The following is a 15,659-nucleotide window of genomic DNA, read 5'->3' as shown; positions in this document are numbered from 1 at the left end:
GTGCCGAACCTGACCATCGGCCCGCTGGTGTGCGAAGCGATCCGCCCCTGTACCGATGCGCCGATCGATGTGCATCTGATGGTCAAGCCGGTCGATCGCATCATTCCCGACTTTGCCCGCGCTGGCGCCAATATCATCACCTTCCACCCGGAGGCCAGCGAGCATATCGACCGCAGCCTTGGCCTGATCCGCGATTCTGGCTGCAAGGCCGGTCTGGTATTCAACCCGGCCACGCCGCTGCACTATCTCGATCATGTGATGGACAAGCTGGACATGATCTTGCTGATGAGCGTGAACCCCGGCTTTGGCGGGCAGAAATTCATTCCACAAACCCTGAACAAGCTGCGCGAAGCCCGCCGCCGCATCGATGCCTATACCGCACGCAGCGGCCGCGAAATCTGGCTGGAAATCGATGGCGGCGTGAAGGTGGACAACATCGCCGAAATCGCCGCTGCCGGCGCCGATACCTTTGTGGCCGGCTCAGCGATCTACAGCACGCCGGACTACCAGGCCACCATCGCCGCCATGCGTGCACAGCTGGCCACGGTTTAAGCTCGCCTATTCCATTGATCGGCAAGGCCTTTTCCGCCTTGCAGGCATACATCCACTGGTCTAGCTTGGCTGGGTAGTTCCCCGCCAAGCCAGAACCCAGGAGGATTTGCCATGAAGCGCCACGGTCTTGCCCTTACCCTTGTCGCCCTCGCCGTGTTTGCTGGCGCCGCCCAGGCTGCCACGGCCAGCAAGCCGAAAGACACCCCGGTCAATAAACCGGTCTTCCAGCTTTGCCAGAATGCCTATCCTGCGGGCCTGAGCTGCGGCAAGGCGATGACCCTGGACCTTGGCGACAAGGCGGTAGCACGCGGTGATATCCAAGGCATGCTGCCGTCGAACTGCTACATGATCGGCGGCAAACCGCAAACCGAGGCCAGTGGCGCCATGGATGTGTATTCCTGCGAAATCGGCAGCCTGCTCAGCAAGGTGCTCGGCTACCCGAGCGGGCTGAATCTGCAGGTGTTTGCCGACAAGGACGACAATGTCCTGAACCTGGTGTTCTATTGAGCCGCATGTGGAACGGCAACGCAGCCACGACAGCCCGCCGCCTGACGCGCCTCAGGCAGTGGGCACCGGCAGCACCAAGGTCTCCTTGACCTCTTCCATCACCACATAGGAGCGCGATTCCACCGCGCCGGGCAGGTTGAGCAGGATGTCTCCGAGCAGCATCCGGTACTGCGACATATCGGAAATGCGCGCTTTGACCAGGTAATCGAAGTCGCCCGACACCAGATGGCATTCGACGATATTGGGCAGCTTCATCACCTCGCGGCGGAACTGGTCGAAGATTTCCGCCGATTTGGCGGCAAGGCGCAGCTCCACGAATACCAGCTGGCCGCAAGCCACGGCGCGCGGGTTGAGGCGGGCGTAATAGCCGGCAATCACCCCTTCGCGCTCCAGCCGCTTGACCCGCTCCGAGGTTGGGGTGGTGGACAGCCCCACCTTCTCCGCCAGCTCGGTCAGCGCCATGCGGCCGTCCTGCTGCAGCAGGGTAAGAATCTTACGGTCGATACGGTCCAGCTCACGCACAGCAGTCATTTCCAGAGTTTTTCCTGTGAAATCTGGATTTAACCAGAAATACCCCTAATTTTCATATTGTACTTAGCAGCACTTTTGGCCGATTGCGCAATAGACTGCGCGAATTCTCTTTCAGCGATTTTTGGGCGAAACCAGATGAATGTAATCGTGCTTGGCGGTGGGGTGATAGGCGTGGCAACCGCCTATTTCCTGGCGAAATCCGGTGCCAGCGTCACCGTACTGGAGCGCCAGAGCGGCGTGGCCATGGAAACCAGCTTTGCCAATGCCGGGCAGATTTCTCCTGGCTACTCCACGCCATGGGCGGCGCCCGGCATTCCGCAAAAGGCGGCCAAATGGCTGTTCCAGCGCCACGCACCACTGGCGATCCGCCCCGATGGCAGCCTGTTCCAGTGGCGTTGGAAGGCGATGATGCTGGCCAACTGTACCGACGATGCCTATGCGTTGAACAAGGAGCGCATGATGCGGCTGTCGGAATACAGCCGTGACTGCCTGCGCGCACTGCGCGCCGATATCGGCATCCACTACGAAGAGCGCACCGGCGGCACCTTGCAGCTATTTCGCAGCCAGTACCAGCTCGATGGCGCAGCGCGCGACACCAAGGTGCTGGAAGCCTGCGGCGTACCGTTCGAATTGCTCGACGAAGCCGGCTGCGTTGGCGCCGAACCGGCACTGGCCAAGGTGCCCGGCACGGTAGTGGGCGGCCTGCGCCTGCCCAATGACGAAACCGGCGACTGCAATCTGTTCACCCGCGAGTTAGCGCGCCGCGCCGAAGCCCTCGGGGTGCAGTTCCGCTTTGGCACGGTGGTAGACCATCTTGAGGTGAGCAGCGATCAGCGCATCGCCGGCGTGGTACTGCTCGATGGCGAAAAGCTGGTGGCCGATCACTATGTGGTGGCGCTGGGCAGCTTCAGTCGCCAGATGGTGCTCGACCTCGGGCTCGATATTCCGGTCTACCCGACCAAGGGCTATTCGCTGACCATTCCGATCACCGATCCCGATGGCGCGCCGGTTTCCACCGTGCTTGACGAGACCTACAAGATCGCCATCACCCGCTTTGATCAACGTATCCGCGTCGGCGGCATGGCCGAGCTGATGGGCTACGATCTGTCGCTGAACCCTCGCCGCCGCGAGACCCTGGAGATGGTGGTCAACTCGCTGTTCCCGACTGGTGGCGATGTCGCCGCCGCCGAATTCTGGACCGGCCTGCGACCGATGACTCCCGATGGCACGCCGATCGTGGGCGCCACCCCCTATGCCAACTTGAGCCTGAACACCGGCCACGGCACCCTGGGCTGGACCATGGCCTGCGGCTCCGGCAAGCTGGTCGCCGACCTGGTGCTGGGCAAGCCGGCCGAAATCAGCATCGAAGGCCTTGCCATCGACCGCTATGGCAGCCGCGCCATTGCCAGCCGGCTGAGCAGCTAAGCCCAAGGTAGGAGCGGCTTCAGTCCAGATTCGTAGGTCGGGATTCAACCCGACATGAAGCGCTTGAAGCTGTTTACGCAACCGTGAGATGCAGTACGTATTCATACCCCTCTCCCCGCCCCTCTCCCGCGAGGGGAGAGGGTGCACAGGGTGACCTACCCATGTGCAGTGCCTCGCTCGAATGCTAGTTGGCATGAAACATATTAGGGCTAAGCACTACGAAGACCTGGGTCACCTTGCTTCCCCCTCTCCCCTCGCTGGAGAGAGGGCTGGTTGATCAGCACCGCATCGTTACGCAGGCGCCGCATGCACAGGATCTTGGTAAACAGCGGTTGAAACCACACGCACCACGACCAAAAACCCTGTCGGAATGAATGTCGATCTAGCCATTCGCCAATTACTTGTTATCTCAGGCAAGGCCAAGCCCCCTAACAGCCATGCCTGACCAAACCACCACCTAACAAAGCCCCGTACCATGAGCCGCCCACTGACTGCCACCATCGACCTTGCCGCCCTGCGTTACAACTATCTGCTGGCCAAGCGCCTGCATGGCGGGCGGGTGCTGGCCATCGTCAAGGCCAATGCCTATGGCCACGGCGCGCTGCGCTGCGCGCGGGCGCTGGAGGATATTGCCGACGGCTTTGGCGTGGCGGCCATCGAGGAGGCGATCCAACTACGTGAAGCGGGCATCAAGAAACCCATCCTGCTGCTGGAAGGCTGGTTTGACGCCAGCGAGCTGGCCGATATTGCCCGGCATGATCTGTGGAGCGCCCTGCACAGCAGCGCGCAGATCGCCGATATCGAAGCCGCCAGCCTCGCCGCCCCGCTCACCATCTGGGCCAAGATCGACAGCGGCATGCACCGGCTGGGCATGGCGCCCGGCGAATTCCGCGCCGCCCATGCGCGGCTGCTGGCCACCGGCAAGGTCGGCAAGGTGCTCGCCATGACCCACTTTGCCCGCGCTGATGAACTCGACTGCCCCGCAACGGCCGAGCAGGTTGCGGCATTCCGCGCCGCCATCGACGGCCTGCCGGTAGAAACCAGCCTGTCCAACTCCGGCGGCATTCTCGGCTGGCCCGCCGCCCATGGCGACTGGGGCCGCGCCGGCATCATGCTGTATGGCGGCAATGGGGTGGACCGCCAGCTACCCGACTGGCCACGCCCGGTGATGCAGTTCGACAGCGCCATCATCGCGGTACGCGAGCTGGCCGCCGGCGAGCCCATCGGCTACGGCGCCCGCTTTGTCACCGAACGCGCCACCCGTATGGCGGTCGTGGCCTGCGGCTATGCCGACGGCTATCCGCGCGTGGTGCCAAGTGGTACGCCGGTGCTGGTACAAGGCCAGCGCTGCCCTATCATCGGGCGGGTATCGATGGATATGCTGGTCGTCGACATTACCGCCCTGCCCCAGGCCGATGTCGGCAGCCCGGTACGGCTATGGGGCGAAGGCCTGCCCGCCGGCGAGATCGCGACAGCGGCTGGCACCATCGACTATGAGCTATTCTGCAATGTGAAGCGGGCGCGGTTCGTGGAAATCGGCAGCTAGGCAATACCGGTAGCGCACACAGCAGCTGGATTGTCGCAAACCCGGCCAGCGAGACACGGAATTTGCCACCACGGCCCGGCTGCACGGTGTCGAGCAGGATCGATCGCGCCTTGCCGCATTCAGCGCCTTATGCCCGGCCTAAGCCGGCGCATTGCACTTCATCACACCACATCCAGGGCATTGCCATGAAAATCACTGTATCCACCGAGGTTTACGCTCCGATAGAAGTCGTATGGGCTCGCTACACCAGCCCGGAAGACATCAAGGTCTGGAATGCAGCCTCGGACGACTGGCACACCACTAGCGCCACGGTCGACCTGCGCGTTGGCGGCAAATTCTGCTCGCGCATGGAAGCAAAGGACGGCTCGTTTGGCTTTGACTTTGCCGGGGAATACACCAGGATCGAGCCGCAACAGCTGATTGAATACCGCTTTGGCGAGCGCAGCGCAAAGGTCGAATTTGCCGCGACGGGCTCCGCCACCACGGTTACCGTCACCTTCGAAGCAGAACAGACCCATTCCGAGGCGCAGCAACGTAGCGGCTGGCAGGCGATTCTGGACAATTTCGCCCGACATACCCAGCGCCAGCACGAGCAGCTGCGGTAAGCCGGCAGGCCGTGCTGCAGCGCACTCGCTGGCCGCCGCGATGCCTGACAGGCGGTCGCCCAAGATATCGTCATTGGTGATCAGCTTGGGTGCATCGCAACAACACTGTGCTAACGTGTAGAAGTTCATTGCCGCCTCGGGGCATATCCCATGCATGCCGCCCAGCTGCTCTTGCTTCTCGCCTGCGCCAGTTTGGCAAACGCTGCGCCCATGCCAGTCATACGCTGGCTGGTCCATGATTTCCCGCCATATGAGATTGCCAGCGGCAAGGACAAGGGCGAGGGCATTGCCGATCACTACCGCGAAGCGCTGATCCGCCACTTCCCGCAATACCAGCATGTGGTTGAACAAGTCAGCGTGCAAAGGCGTGAAGAAATGATGCGGCGCAGTGATCAGCCGATGTGTGCCATCACCATGTTCAAGAATGCCGAGCGCGAAGTGTTCGCCCGCTTCAGTCGGCGCCCGTATCAGTACCTGTTACCGCCGCGGCTGATTGCCCTGCCCGATGTGGCCAAATCGCTCGGCGCGGCGCAAGCAGGTGAAGACATCTCGCTGGTGAAGGCGGTGGCAAATGGTCAGCATCTCATCGGCCTGCATCCGCGCCGCCGCTTTGGCTCGGCCATTGATAGCCAGCTCCAGCAGATACAGCAGCGCCAGCCCGATGCCCTTCGCTACTTCCAGGAAACCGGCGAGGCTTCGCTGAGCAATCTGCTGAGCTTGCTCAGCAAGGGTCGCTTCGATCTGACCCTTGGCTACACCTCCGAAGTCGAATACTTGCGTCGCAAGCACCCTGAGCTTCCCACGTTGACGTTCTTGCCGATACAAGGCAGCGGCCAGCTACTGCCCGGCCATGTTTCGTGCAATCGCACGCCGATAGGGGAAGCGCTGATCGCCGATGTAGACAGGCTCGATGATCATGCGCAGCTGGAAGAGTCGGTAAGAAGTGAATATGAAGCGCTGCTTACCGTTGAGGAGCGGCGGCGCTATCAAAAGCTTCACCCCGGCATCAAATAGGCAGCCTGTCACGGCCATTCCGGCCCGGCTAGCCCCTTGCCATTGCTGCGGGTCAATATCGATGTGCAAGCCACCCGACAGGCAAGCGGCAGTCGCGCCCGGCGGCCAAGCTGATAAAATCGCCGGCTTACTGCGCTTTGAACTTGCTGCAAAGCCACCCAGCCTTCGGAATACCTGCCATGCGTAACTACCTCGACCTGTTGCAACACGTGCTGGATCACGGCACCGAAAAGACCGACCGTACTGGCACCGGCACCAAATCGGTATTCGGTCATCAGATGCGCTTCAATCTCAGCGAAGGCTTTCCGCTTGTTACGACCAAGAAGGTGCATCTCAAATCCATCATCCATGAGCTGCTGTGGTTCCTGAAGGGCGGCTCGAATATCGCCTACCTGAAGGAAAACGGCGTCAGCATCTGGGACGAATGGGCCGACGCGCAAGGCAACCTCGGCCCGGTGTATGGCGTGCAATGGCGCTCCTGGCCTGCTGCTGATGGCCGCCATATCGACCAGATCAGCCAGCTGATCGAGCAGATCAAAAAGAACCCCGACTCTCGCCGACTGATCGTATCGGCCTGGAATGTCGGCGAAATCGAAAACATGGCCCTGCCGCCCTGCCATGCCTTCTTCCAGTTCTATGTGGCCGACGGCAAGCTCAGCTGCCAACTCTACCAGCGCAGCGCCGACCTGTTCCTCGGCGTGCCGTTCAATATCGCCTCCTACGCACTACTGGTGCTGATGGTGGCACAGGTCTGCGGCCTGCAGCCCGGCGATTTCGTCTGGACCGGTGGCGATTGCCATATCTATTCGAATCATATGGAACAGGTGCAGCTGCAACTGGCACGCCAGCCGCTGCCACTACCGACCATGAAGCTGAACCCGGAGGTAAAGGATATCTTTGGCTTCAAGTTTGAAGACTTCACCCTGGAAGGGTATGAGAGCCATCCTGCTATCAAGGCGCCGGTGGCAGTCTAAGTTGTGAAAATGACCTTCCGTGCCATATATCAGCTATCTATTTTCTTAATTATCGGAAGCTGGGCATTCGCTGCACAAACCGAAGGCGCCGCGATCACAGGCGTGTGGCGGGGCACGCTAGGTGGACAGCAAACCATCGCCTGTTTCGACTACGACTCCCGATACTACAACCTACGAGATTTGCAAGATCGCTATTTAAACCACCAAGAAAAGGGAGTGAACAGCTGGGCAGAATCAATCACCCCAAGCCGCTCCGACAGCAACATAACCTGGAAAATCAACACATTCACGCCTCATCGCCTTGTCGGCGTGCGCATCAATGCGACCAACAAGAAAAAGGTTGCTTTCCAGCTTAGCAAAGTCAAGGTACCTAAAGATGCTGGAGATGCATGCCCGGCAAGCGTGTACTACGCACCAAAAGTAGCGATACAGGCAATCGGCAGCAGCCCCCAGAGACAATTCATGTCCAAGCCCTATCGACTTCTCTACGCTCTTAACAAGAGTGTTTCCACCATTGAGCTATTGGACCCTGTGAGTGGCACAAGCCCTCTCAATCAATTTTTCCGGAATTCTCTGCAGCAAGATATAGCTGAGAGTTTTGACTGCAAATTTCGCACAGCCCCCCTAGAAGGAGGCTACTCAACACAATCTGCACTTCGCTATTGGGGCTCTCAGTGGATATCTTGGTCCGTATCTCTCGAGGGCTACTGCGGTGGAGCACATCCACTTTTCGCCACATCGCTAAAGACCCACGACATTGAAACAGGAGAATCGGAAGATCTTTGGAAATGGTTCAAAACAAAATTGGATACCCAAGCCGATGAATACCTGGTTTGCGACAGTTCATTCAATCCACGCAACTGCCTTTCCGCCAAAGCATCCAAGATCATAACCAACAGTAAGCTACGCTACGACAAAAAAGACTGCGGGGAATTTGCCCATGATTATATCGACATCCATTCCGAAGGATATGAAATTAGCCTGGACAAAGATGGGTTTCGCTTCCTACCAAAACAGCCCGAGGCAGGTCGCTCACTCAGACCATGCTTTTACAGTCATGTACTGCCATTTTCCACGTTAAGGCCCTTTCTCAGCAAAACAGGTCGAGATTCTGTTAACAAAATTTTGCAAAGCACCAACGAGTGAATTTTGCAAATCGCCCGGATTACTGCGCCACATCTGGGTTACGAAAGACTACCCATGCTCTCCCTGATCGCCGCCCTCGCCCGCAACCACACCGTGGGCATCAACAACGCCCTGCCCTGGCATCTGCCGGATGACCTCAAGTATTTCAAGGCAACCACCACCGGCAAGCCGATCATCATGGGGCGCAAGACCTATGACTCGATCGGCCGGCCCTTGCCCGGCCGCCACAATATCGTAGTGACGCGCGATGCCAACTGGCAGGCCGACGGCGTCACCGTGGTGCATTCGGTGGCGGATGCCCTGGCTGCGGCGGGTGATGTGCCCGAGGTATTCCTGATCGGCGGTGCCACGCTGTACCGCGAAGCCTTGCCGCTGGCCGATCGGCTCTACCTGACCGAAATCGACGCTGATTTCGAAGGTGACGCGCATTTTCCGGTTTGGCCGCGTGAGCAATTTGCAGAAATACAACGCGAAACTAGGCAGGCGGCCGATTTTGCCTATAGTTTTGTCGTGTACCACCGCAAAACCTGACCAGTAAGCCGGCAGCAAGGCCGGCAGGTTGCCAGCGTGCAGGGGATCGCATCTCTGGCGGCCAATCCAGGATATGACGACCGAACTGACTACGTCCTCGCTGCTGGCCGAGATGACCCGGCTCGCGCCGCTACCGATGCTGGCCGTCGAGCCCGATAGCGGCACCATCGTCGCGCTCAATCAGCTGGCGCGCGACACCCTGGGCTGGCAGTCCAGCGGCAGTTCCTTGCGTGAATTGTTCGAAAGCCCGAGTCTGGCGCGGCAGTTTCTATTGATGGCGCGCAATAACGGCTTTATCCGCCAATACGAAGCGCGCCTGCGCCTGGTGGGTGGGCAGCTGGTGTGGATGCTGATCAGCGCCCGGCTGGTGGAATGGGCCGATGAAACGCTATTGGTCGTCAGCCTGATCGATGTGCACGAGCGCCATCTGGTCGAAGACGCCTTGCGCGATAGCGAAGCCCGCCATCGCCGCGTGCTGGAAATGGCCAATGAGGGCTATGCCCTGTTTGATGCCAGCACGGCAGAGCTGCTCGATGTGAACCCGGCGCTATGCGATCTGCTTGGCTATAGCCGCGAAGAGATGCTGCTGTTGACGCCGGGCCAGGTGCTGCCGGAAGAGTCCTTAACGCGACTGATCGATGAGCAGCGTCGCTGGGGCAGCATGCCGCATCACCGTTTCGAGCTTGGACTTCGCCGTGCCAATGGCGAGCGCATCACCGCCGAGATCAGCGTATCGGGCATTGCCGATCAGGATGGCCGGCTACACTCGATTTTTGCCCTGGTCAGCGATATCACCGCCCGCAAGCGCAATGAGGAGCGGGTTCTGTATCTGGCGTTTTACGACACGCTGACCGCCCTGCCCAACCGCTTCCTGTTTGCCGAACATATCGAGCAGGCACTGCGCCAGCAGCAGCGCCGTGGTGATGTATTGGCCCTGATGTTTATCGACCTTGATGACTTCAAGCAGGTCAACGACAACTATGGCCACGACGCCGGCGACGAGCTGTTGCGGGTAGTCGCCAAGCGCCTCGTCGCCTGCGTGCGTGCATCCGACACCGTGTCGCGCCAGGGCGGCGATGAATTCATGGTGCTGCTGGGCAATCTGACCGACCGCCATGCGGCCATCCAGGTAGCGGAAAAAATGCTCGCCTCGCTGGCCGAGCCGGTCGAACTCGATGGCCAGCAGCTGCGCGTGCGCGCCAGCATCGGCATCGCCATCTGCCCCGAGCACGGCGACAACACCGCCAGCCTGCGCCGCCACGCCGATATCGCCATGTATCAGGCGAAATTCGGTGGCAAGCATCGCTATGCCATCTATAGCGACGACGCACCAGATTGAGGACAGCACGCCTTGGCACCAAGTTGACATGGCGCACCCTGCCAAACTGCAGGCGCTCATTGCATCAGCATGCCGCTTCATGGCGCCAAGGCGGTTTGCCCGCGACACTTAATGCATCAGGGCTTGCGCAAACAGATAAGCCACCGCACCGATGCCGATCAGCCAACTCAGCGATCGCAGCATGGCTTGGTCGGCCAGATAGAAAATGCCGTGCAGCACCCGTACCAACACAAACAACAGGGCAGCTACATTGATCCGCCCCACCGCCACGCCGGCATGCGCCGCTACCAGTACGGCTGCGATAAAGCCCGGCAAAGCCTCGAAGGCATTGTTGTGTGCCCACACTGCGCGGCGGCGCCAGCCTTGCAGTTGTTCCTGCTGCGCGCGCGGCGCATGGTTGTTGTAGCCGCGAGGTTCGCCATCGATCTTGATACCGGCTTTGGCGCACACCACCCACACATAGGGCAACAGCACCGCGATCAACAGGCAGGCGTAGCTGATAGTCATGGTTCACTCCAGATTGGCGAAACAACCATCATAAACAGCCGTGGTCGGCATAGCCATGGAGCCGCCCGCCCGAACCGGCTAAAATGCCGCCTTTCGCATTGCGGCCGTGCTGTTCGCCGCAGCCCTAGCCCCCTGAGGAGAACACCATGTCCATGGCCGACCGCGACGGCGTTATCTGGTACGACGGCAAGCTGCTTCCCTGGCGCGATGCCACCACCCATGTGCTGACCCACACCCTGCACTACGGCATGGGCGTGTTCGAAGGCGTGCGTGCTTACCAGACCCCCAAGGGGCCGGCCATCTTCCGCCTGCAGGACCATACCGATCGGCTGTTCAATTCGGCCAAGATCCTCGGCATGCAGCTCAAGCACAGCAAGGACGAAGTCAACGAGGCCCAGCTGGCGGTGGTGCGCGAAAACGGCCTGAACAGCTGCTATCTGCGGCCGATGGCGTTTTATGGCTCGGGCAAGCTCGGCGTCGCCCCGCCGCAAGACGATGTACACCTGATCGTTGCCGCCTGGCCCTGGGGCGCCTATCTGGGCGAGGACGGCATCAACAAGGGCATACGCGTCAAGACCTCGTCCTTCACCCGGCACCATGTCAATGTGACCATGTGCAAGGCCAAGGCCAATGGCAATTACATGAATTCCATCCTCGCCAACAACGAAGCGGTGCGCGACGGTTATGAAGAAGCGTTGCTGCTGGATGTGGATGGCTATGTGGCCGAGGGCTCGGGCGAAAACATCTTCGTGGTCAGCAAGGGCAAGCTGTACACGCCGGACCTGACCTCCTGCCTCGCCGGCATCACCCGCGACACCATCATCCAGCTGGCCGGCGAAATCGGCCTGCAGGTGATCGAGAAGCGCATTACCCGCGACGAGCTGTATATCGCCGACGAAGCCTTTTTCACCGGCACCGCTGCCGAAGTGACGCCAATCCGCGAGCTCGATGGCCGCACCATTGGCGATGGCAGCCGTGGCGCGATCACCACCCGACTGCAGGCGATGTATTTCGCCGCAGTGAAGGGCGAATCGGACAAGCATGCTGGCTGGTTGACGCAGGTGTAAGGCGATCATGTCATTGAATAGCTGGCTAGCGTCACCCGTAGATGTGCCGCGCTTTTTACGCCTCAGTTCGGCGTTTGTCGTCGGCAGTTCATCCCTGATGCTAGGGCTATCCGTCATGAGCGGTCAGCTCGGCTATGGTGATCTAAAGTTCGTCGCGCTGATCCTGATGAACATGCCGAGCTTGATCAGACAGTCGTGGCAGCTACCCGATGGCAGAATCAGCCGACCAGGCAAAGCGTGGACTAGCGCATTCCTCTTGCTCGGCCTTTGTGCCTTTGCCTTCAGTTTTTCCCCCATCCGACATCTATTCGGCGTAACTGGATAAACCCATGACCCAACTCAAAGAAAACACCCAAAGCAAGATCGAAATCGACACCAAGGACCTGCCGCTGCACTGCCCGATGCCGGACATGCTCAAATGGAATGCCCATCCGCGCGTGTTCCTGCCGATCGAGCAGACTGGCGAAGCGCGCTGCCCGTATTGCGGCACCCTGTACACCCTGAAGGGCGGCCCGGCTGGCCACGGTCATTAATCCGGAAACGCGCCGGCATTGATTGAATCCAGCGCGGCGCGACTGCTTGCGCCGCGCGCTGCGCTAAAAGCGGGCCATGCCCGCAACCCAGCAGCCTTGCGCTGACCACCGCCGGACGGCCAGACCAGCGTCTATCGCGGGCATGGCCCGCTCCTACCTTTTTGCAAAGCGACCTCGCTTACTTCATGCCCTATCGCATCCTGATCATTGCCCCGGCCTGGGTGGGCGACTCCGTCATGGCGCAGCCGCTGTACCGGCGGCTCAAGCACTACCGGCCCGACGCCCATATCACCGTGCTGGCGCCGGACTGGACGCTGCCGCTGCTCGATCGCATGCCGGAAGTGGACGCCACCGCGCGTAACCCGTTTGGCCACGGCGCGCTGCAGATGGGCGCGCGCTGGCGGCTGGGCAAATCGCTGCGCGGCCAGTTCGATCAGGTGATCGTGCTGCCCAACTCGCTCAAGTCGGCGCTGGTGCCGTGGTTTGCGAAAATTCCCAAGCGCACCGGCTTTGTCGGCGAATCGCGCTACGGCCTGCTCAATGACGCCCGCCAGCTCGACAAGCAAGCCCTGCCGCAGATGGTGGAGCGCTTCGCCATACTGGCGGAAAGCGCCGGGGCGCCACTGCCGCGCCCGATCGAACCACCGCTATTGCGCATCGACCCGGCATCGCGCCAGGCGGCACTGGCCGCTTTGGGCCTGTCTGAGGCGAAACCGGTTGCCGCTTTTTGCCCCGGGGCCGAGTTCGGCCCGGCCAAGCGCTGGCCGGCAGCGCATTTTGCCGAACTGGCACAGGCGCTGATCGCCAAGGGCTACGCCGTCTGGCTGTTCGGCTCGGCCAAGGACCAACCGGAAACGTCCGCCATCGCCAAGCTGGCCGGCACGGCGGCCGCCGGCAATCTGGTCGATCTGGCCGGCCGCACCTCGCTGGCACAGGCGATTGATCTGCTGTCGATCGCCAAGGTAGTGGTGACCAATGATTCCGGCCTGATGCACGTTGCTGCCGCCCTGCAGCGGCCGGTCGTGGCCCTTTATGGCTCATCCAGCCCGACCTTCACCCCACCGTTGACCGAGCTGGCAGAGATCGTGTCGCTGCAGCTCGATTGCAGCCCCTGCTTCAAGCGCCAATGCCCACTCGGGCATTTCAACTGCATGCAGCAGATGCATAGCGGAATGGTGGAAGCGGCGATAGACCGATTGCTGGCACGGGACCATCACATCCGCCTGCAGGCAATCTGAGCCATCGCAGGTCGGGCCTCAACCCGACCAGCGCCCCGAAGCAGGTGCTAGTTTCACGAGCGACGCTGTCGGAATGAATTCCGACCTAGCAATCGCCGCGCTGCAAGCACGCATTTGCAGCGACCCGATTTTCTTTAGATCGCCCAGCTGGCTTTAACAAACACTTCGCGCTGCCGGCTTTTCCCGCCATCGTTTGAAAACCCGCTGCTGGCACCGATATACAGCGCAGTGCCCAGACCGCGACGATGCGCATACACCAAGGAAGCCGCATCGCTATGCACCTTGGCGTCCACCCGGCTCTGATAGCCAGCCTGGTTGCGCGCAATCTCGTCGCGTTGCCAGATAAAACGCAGGGTATCGCTGGCATTGAAGTGCCAAATCGAGTTCCACTGGTAGGTCGTCTCGGTAAATACCCGGCCAAGGCCAATGGCGCGGCCATCCACCCAATAGCGGCTCCAGTGCTGTTCGATTTCCAGATGGTTGAATGGCCGCCAGCGTGCCAACAGGCTGGCCTGGCCACCGCGCCCAAGCCGGGCGTTTTCATAGTCGATCTGGTCGCCGATATCGACTTCGGCGCGTACCTCGCCCAGCGAAGGCGCCGGCGAGCCGTCATAGACCACATGCAGATAATCGCGCTTGAGCACCGGCCGCCACGGGGCCAGCGGCTGCTTGCCGGCAAACCAGGCGCCATCAGGGTCGAGCCGCACCTGCTCGTTCGGTCGCCACTCGATATTCACCGAACTATTGCGCGGCCCTGCCAGCGCCAGGCCAAAGCGCTGCGCCTGCCAGATCATGTCGCCCTCGCTGCTTTGCGTGTAGCCAAGATTGACGTAGGGATTGAGCTCGCGCCAATCACCATCTCGATGGAATCGGCGCGTCACTTCCAGCCAGGCATCGTTCACCCCGCTTTGGGTGAGAAAGCCGTTGTCGGCGCGAAAATGGCGGCCGATATCGGAATACTTGGCAAAGATATTCCAATCCTCGGTGCTGCGGCTCAGCTCCAGCAAAGCGGCGTGATCGCGCTGCTCGCGCCCCTTGCGCAGCTGGCCATCGATGCCCGGCAAGGACGTGGTGGATGACAGCAGTAACTGGCCGCGCACGCGGGTTTCTTTATCCAGCTGCCAGCCAAAGTCCGGCCCCACTACCCGGTTGTAGCCGCGCCCATCCGACAGGGTGCGATCGGTCAGCAAGGCCCCGTAGCTGAAGTCGCCGAAATGGGTATGGGCGCGCGCCACCGTTGCCTGGGAATGGAAGCTCTGCGGCGCACTGCCATTGCCATAGGCGCCGGGCAGTACCACGCTGCCACCGCCATCGTCGAGATTGGTGAGGATGGTGAAACTGGCCGCATCGCTGCGGACGGTGGCACGTGCCCCCCAGGCCGGATCGGTAATCGAGCGGGTATGAATCGCGCGCAGCGGCGTCTGCAGCAGATCGGCGCCTTCCAGAAAGAACGGTCGCTTCTCGTCGAGAAAGGTGGCAAAACGACTATCGCCTGACAGCGTCGGCGCGTCGATTTCCACCTGCGAAAAATCCGGATTCAGGGTGACATCGAACACGGTTTGCGGGTTGAGGCGCAGCTTGGCGTCGAGCGATGGCTGCAGCTCGTTCTTATGGCTGCGTTTGCCATCGACCTCGTCGCTGCGGCTACTGGCCAGCAGCTGCGGCGTCAGGGTCCAGCTCAGCCCTTGCGGCAGATCGCTCAGGCCATCCACCTCCGGCGCAAAGCACAGCATGCAGTTGGTATTGGTCGGCACCGGCCCATTGGTCAGGCGGATGCGATCACCACGCGGCAGCGCCCGTACCAGCAGAATGTGCCACTTCTTGCCCGAACCGCTATAACCCAACGAGGAAAACGGAATTCGGTACTCGGCCGACCAGCCATCGCCGGTAAGGCTGGCGGCAGCAGAGAATTCGTAGTCGGGCGAAAAATCCTCGCCATTGGCCTCGGTATAGATGCCGTCGCCGATACCGCCACCGGCGCCCACCCGGAAGATCTGTGCCGCGCCGCGATCGCCGGCCGCATCGATCATCAGCTGCAGCATATCCTGATCGCTGAACACCTTGTCACGGCGGGCAAACGGGTGAAGCACCTCGCTTGGCTCCGGGTCGACCGAATGCACGCCGACATACAGATAGTTCGCGTC

Annotated in this window: 16 protein-coding genes; 13 read left to right on the top strand and 3 right to left on the bottom strand. The window is 60.8% G+C overall.

What is annotated here, in order from left to right:
• Positions 1–552: ribulose-phosphate 3-epimerase (gene rpe, locus ACE3OH_RS10285; RefSeq protein WP_374351616.1), on the top strand; the 552-nt coding region annotated here is incomplete at its 5' end.
• 111 nt (positions 553–663) lie between these two features.
• Complete coding sequence (locus ACE3OH_RS10280; protein WP_374351613.1) at positions 664–1,059, top strand: hypothetical protein; 396 nt, start codon at positions 664–666, stop codon at positions 1,057–1,059.
• 51 nt (positions 1,060–1,110) lie between these two features.
• Here ACE3OH_RS10280 and ACE3OH_RS10275 read toward each other — a convergent pair whose 3' ends face one another.
• The gene (locus ACE3OH_RS10275) at positions 1,111–1,590 is read right to left on the bottom strand and encodes a winged helix-turn-helix transcriptional regulator (RefSeq protein ID WP_374351610.1); all 480 of its coding nucleotides are present in this window, start codon (positions 1,588–1,590) and stop codon (positions 1,111–1,113) included.
• 135 nt (positions 1,591–1,725) lie between these two features.
• Between ACE3OH_RS10275 and ACE3OH_RS10270 the strand changes: the two genes are divergently transcribed.
• The 8 genes from ACE3OH_RS10270 (at position 1,726) to ACE3OH_RS10235 (ending at position 10,170) form a co-directional block, all read left to right on the top strand.
• Positions 1,726–3,015 (top strand): D-amino acid dehydrogenase, encoded by a 1,290-nt coding sequence (locus tag ACE3OH_RS10270; protein WP_374351607.1) that lies wholly within the window; start codon positions 1,726–1,728, stop codon positions 3,013–3,015.
• A 475-nt stretch (positions 3,016–3,490) separates the two neighbouring features.
• On the top strand, positions 3,491–4,561 hold the full coding sequence (alr, locus tag ACE3OH_RS10265; RefSeq protein ID WP_374351604.1) for an alanine racemase: 1,071 nt from the start codon (positions 3,491–3,493) through the stop codon (positions 4,559–4,561).
• A gap of 185 nt (positions 4,562–4,746) precedes the next feature.
• Entirely contained in the window at positions 4,747–5,166 is a 420-nt protein-coding gene (locus ACE3OH_RS10260; RefSeq protein ID WP_374351601.1) for an SRPBCC domain-containing protein, read from the top strand.
• A gap of 150 nt (positions 5,167–5,316) precedes the next feature.
• The gene (locus tag ACE3OH_RS10255; RefSeq protein ID WP_374351598.1) at positions 5,317–6,180 is read left to right on the top strand and encodes a TIGR02285 family protein; all 864 of its coding nucleotides are present in this window, start codon (positions 5,317–5,319) and stop codon (positions 6,178–6,180) included.
• 179 nt (positions 6,181–6,359) lie between these two features.
• Complete coding sequence (locus tag ACE3OH_RS10250) at positions 6,360–7,154, top strand: thymidylate synthase (protein WP_374351594.1); 795 nt, start codon at positions 6,360–6,362, stop codon at positions 7,152–7,154.
• Positions 7,155–7,157: 3 nt separating this feature from the next.
• Complete coding sequence (locus tag ACE3OH_RS10245; RefSeq protein WP_374351591.1) at positions 7,158–8,300, top strand: hypothetical protein; 1,143 nt, start codon at positions 7,158–7,160, stop codon at positions 8,298–8,300.
• A gap of 54 nt (positions 8,301–8,354) precedes the next feature.
• A complete protein-coding gene (folA, locus tag ACE3OH_RS10240) occupies positions 8,355–8,831 on the top strand; it encodes a type 3 dihydrofolate reductase (RefSeq protein ID WP_374351586.1) in 477 nt (158 codons plus the stop codon).
• 73 nt (positions 8,832–8,904) lie between these two features.
• The gene (locus tag ACE3OH_RS10235) at positions 8,905–10,170 is read left to right on the top strand and encodes a diguanylate cyclase domain-containing protein (RefSeq protein ID WP_374351583.1); all 1,266 of its coding nucleotides are present in this window, start codon (positions 8,905–8,907) and stop codon (positions 10,168–10,170) included.
• A gap of 108 nt (positions 10,171–10,278) precedes the next feature.
• On the opposite strand, the gene ACE3OH_RS10230 is transcribed toward ACE3OH_RS10235, so the two are convergent.
• The gene (locus ACE3OH_RS10230) at positions 10,279–10,677 is read right to left on the bottom strand and encodes an MAPEG family protein (protein WP_374351580.1); all 399 of its coding nucleotides are present in this window, start codon (positions 10,675–10,677) and stop codon (positions 10,279–10,281) included.
• 146 nt (positions 10,678–10,823) lie between these two features.
• On the opposite strand from ACE3OH_RS10230, the gene ACE3OH_RS10225 reads away from it, so the two are divergent.
• The 3 genes from ACE3OH_RS10225 (at position 10,824) to waaF (ending at position 13,515) form a co-directional block, all read left to right on the top strand.
• Positions 10,824–11,744 (top strand): branched-chain amino acid transaminase, encoded by a 921-nt coding sequence (locus tag ACE3OH_RS10225; protein WP_374351575.1) that lies wholly within the window; start codon positions 10,824–10,826, stop codon positions 11,742–11,744.
• Between the two features lie 329 nt (positions 11,745–12,073).
• Positions 12,074–12,277, top strand: coding sequence for a zinc-finger domain-containing protein (locus ACE3OH_RS10220; protein ID WP_374351571.1), 204 nt, complete (start codon positions 12,074–12,076; stop codon positions 12,275–12,277).
• A 185-nt stretch (positions 12,278–12,462) separates the two neighbouring features.
• Entirely contained in the window at positions 12,463–13,515 is a 1,053-nt protein-coding gene (gene waaF, locus ACE3OH_RS10215; protein ID WP_374351568.1) for a lipopolysaccharide heptosyltransferase II, read from the top strand.
• Between the two features lie 134 nt (positions 13,516–13,649).
• Here waaF and ACE3OH_RS10210 read toward each other — a convergent pair.
• The coding region (locus ACE3OH_RS10210) for a DUF5916 domain-containing protein (RefSeq protein ID WP_374351566.1) at positions 13,650–15,659 on the bottom strand (2,010 nt) is incomplete at its 5' end.

Source organism: Chitinimonas sp., from assembly GCF_041904975.1.
Taxonomy (GTDB): Bacteria; Pseudomonadota; Gammaproteobacteria; order Burkholderiales; family Chitinimonadaceae; genus Chitinimonas.
This window is presented reverse-complemented; position numbering and strand designations above follow the sequence as displayed.

Excerpts from the sequence above, each read along its gene's own strand:
- ACE3OH_RS10255 (WP_374351598.1), top strand. The coding sequence starts at position 5,317 with ATGCATGCCGCCCAGCTGCTCTTGCTTCTCGCCTGCGCCAGTTTGGCA.
- folA (WP_374351586.1), top strand. The coding sequence starts at position 8,355 with ATGCTCTCCCTGATCGCCGCCCTCGCCCGCAACCACACCGTGGGCATC.
- ACE3OH_RS10235 (WP_374351583.1), top strand. The coding sequence starts at position 8,905 with ATGACGACCGAACTGACTACGTCCTCGCTGCTGGCCGAGATGACCCGG.
- ACE3OH_RS10225 (WP_374351575.1), top strand. The coding sequence starts at position 10,824 with ATGTCCATGGCCGACCGCGACGGCGTTATCTGGTACGACGGCAAGCTG.
- ACE3OH_RS10220 (WP_374351571.1), top strand. The coding sequence starts at position 12,074 with ATGACCCAACTCAAAGAAAACACCCAAAGCAAGATCGAAATCGACACC.
- ACE3OH_RS10230 (WP_374351580.1), bottom strand. The coding sequence starts at position 10,677 with ATGACTATCAGCTACGCCTGCCTGTTGATCGCGGTGCTGTTGCCCTAT.
- waaF (WP_374351568.1), top strand. The coding sequence starts at position 12,463 with ATGCCCTATCGCATCCTGATCATTGCCCCGGCCTGGGTGGGCGACTCC.
- ACE3OH_RS10270 (WP_374351607.1), top strand. The coding sequence starts at position 1,726 with ATGAATGTAATCGTGCTTGGCGGTGGGGTGATAGGCGTGGCAACCGCC.
- alr (WP_374351604.1), top strand. The coding sequence starts at position 3,491 with ATGAGCCGCCCACTGACTGCCACCATCGACCTTGCCGCCCTGCGTTAC.
- ACE3OH_RS10275 (WP_374351610.1), bottom strand. The coding sequence starts at position 1,590 with ATGACTGCTGTGCGTGAGCTGGACCGTATCGACCGTAAGATTCTTACC.
- ACE3OH_RS10250 (WP_374351594.1), top strand. The coding sequence starts at position 6,360 with ATGCGTAACTACCTCGACCTGTTGCAACACGTGCTGGATCACGGCACC.
- ACE3OH_RS10260 (WP_374351601.1), top strand. The coding sequence starts at position 4,747 with ATGAAAATCACTGTATCCACCGAGGTTTACGCTCCGATAGAAGTCGTA.
- ACE3OH_RS10280 (WP_374351613.1), top strand. The coding sequence starts at position 664 with ATGAAGCGCCACGGTCTTGCCCTTACCCTTGTCGCCCTCGCCGTGTTT.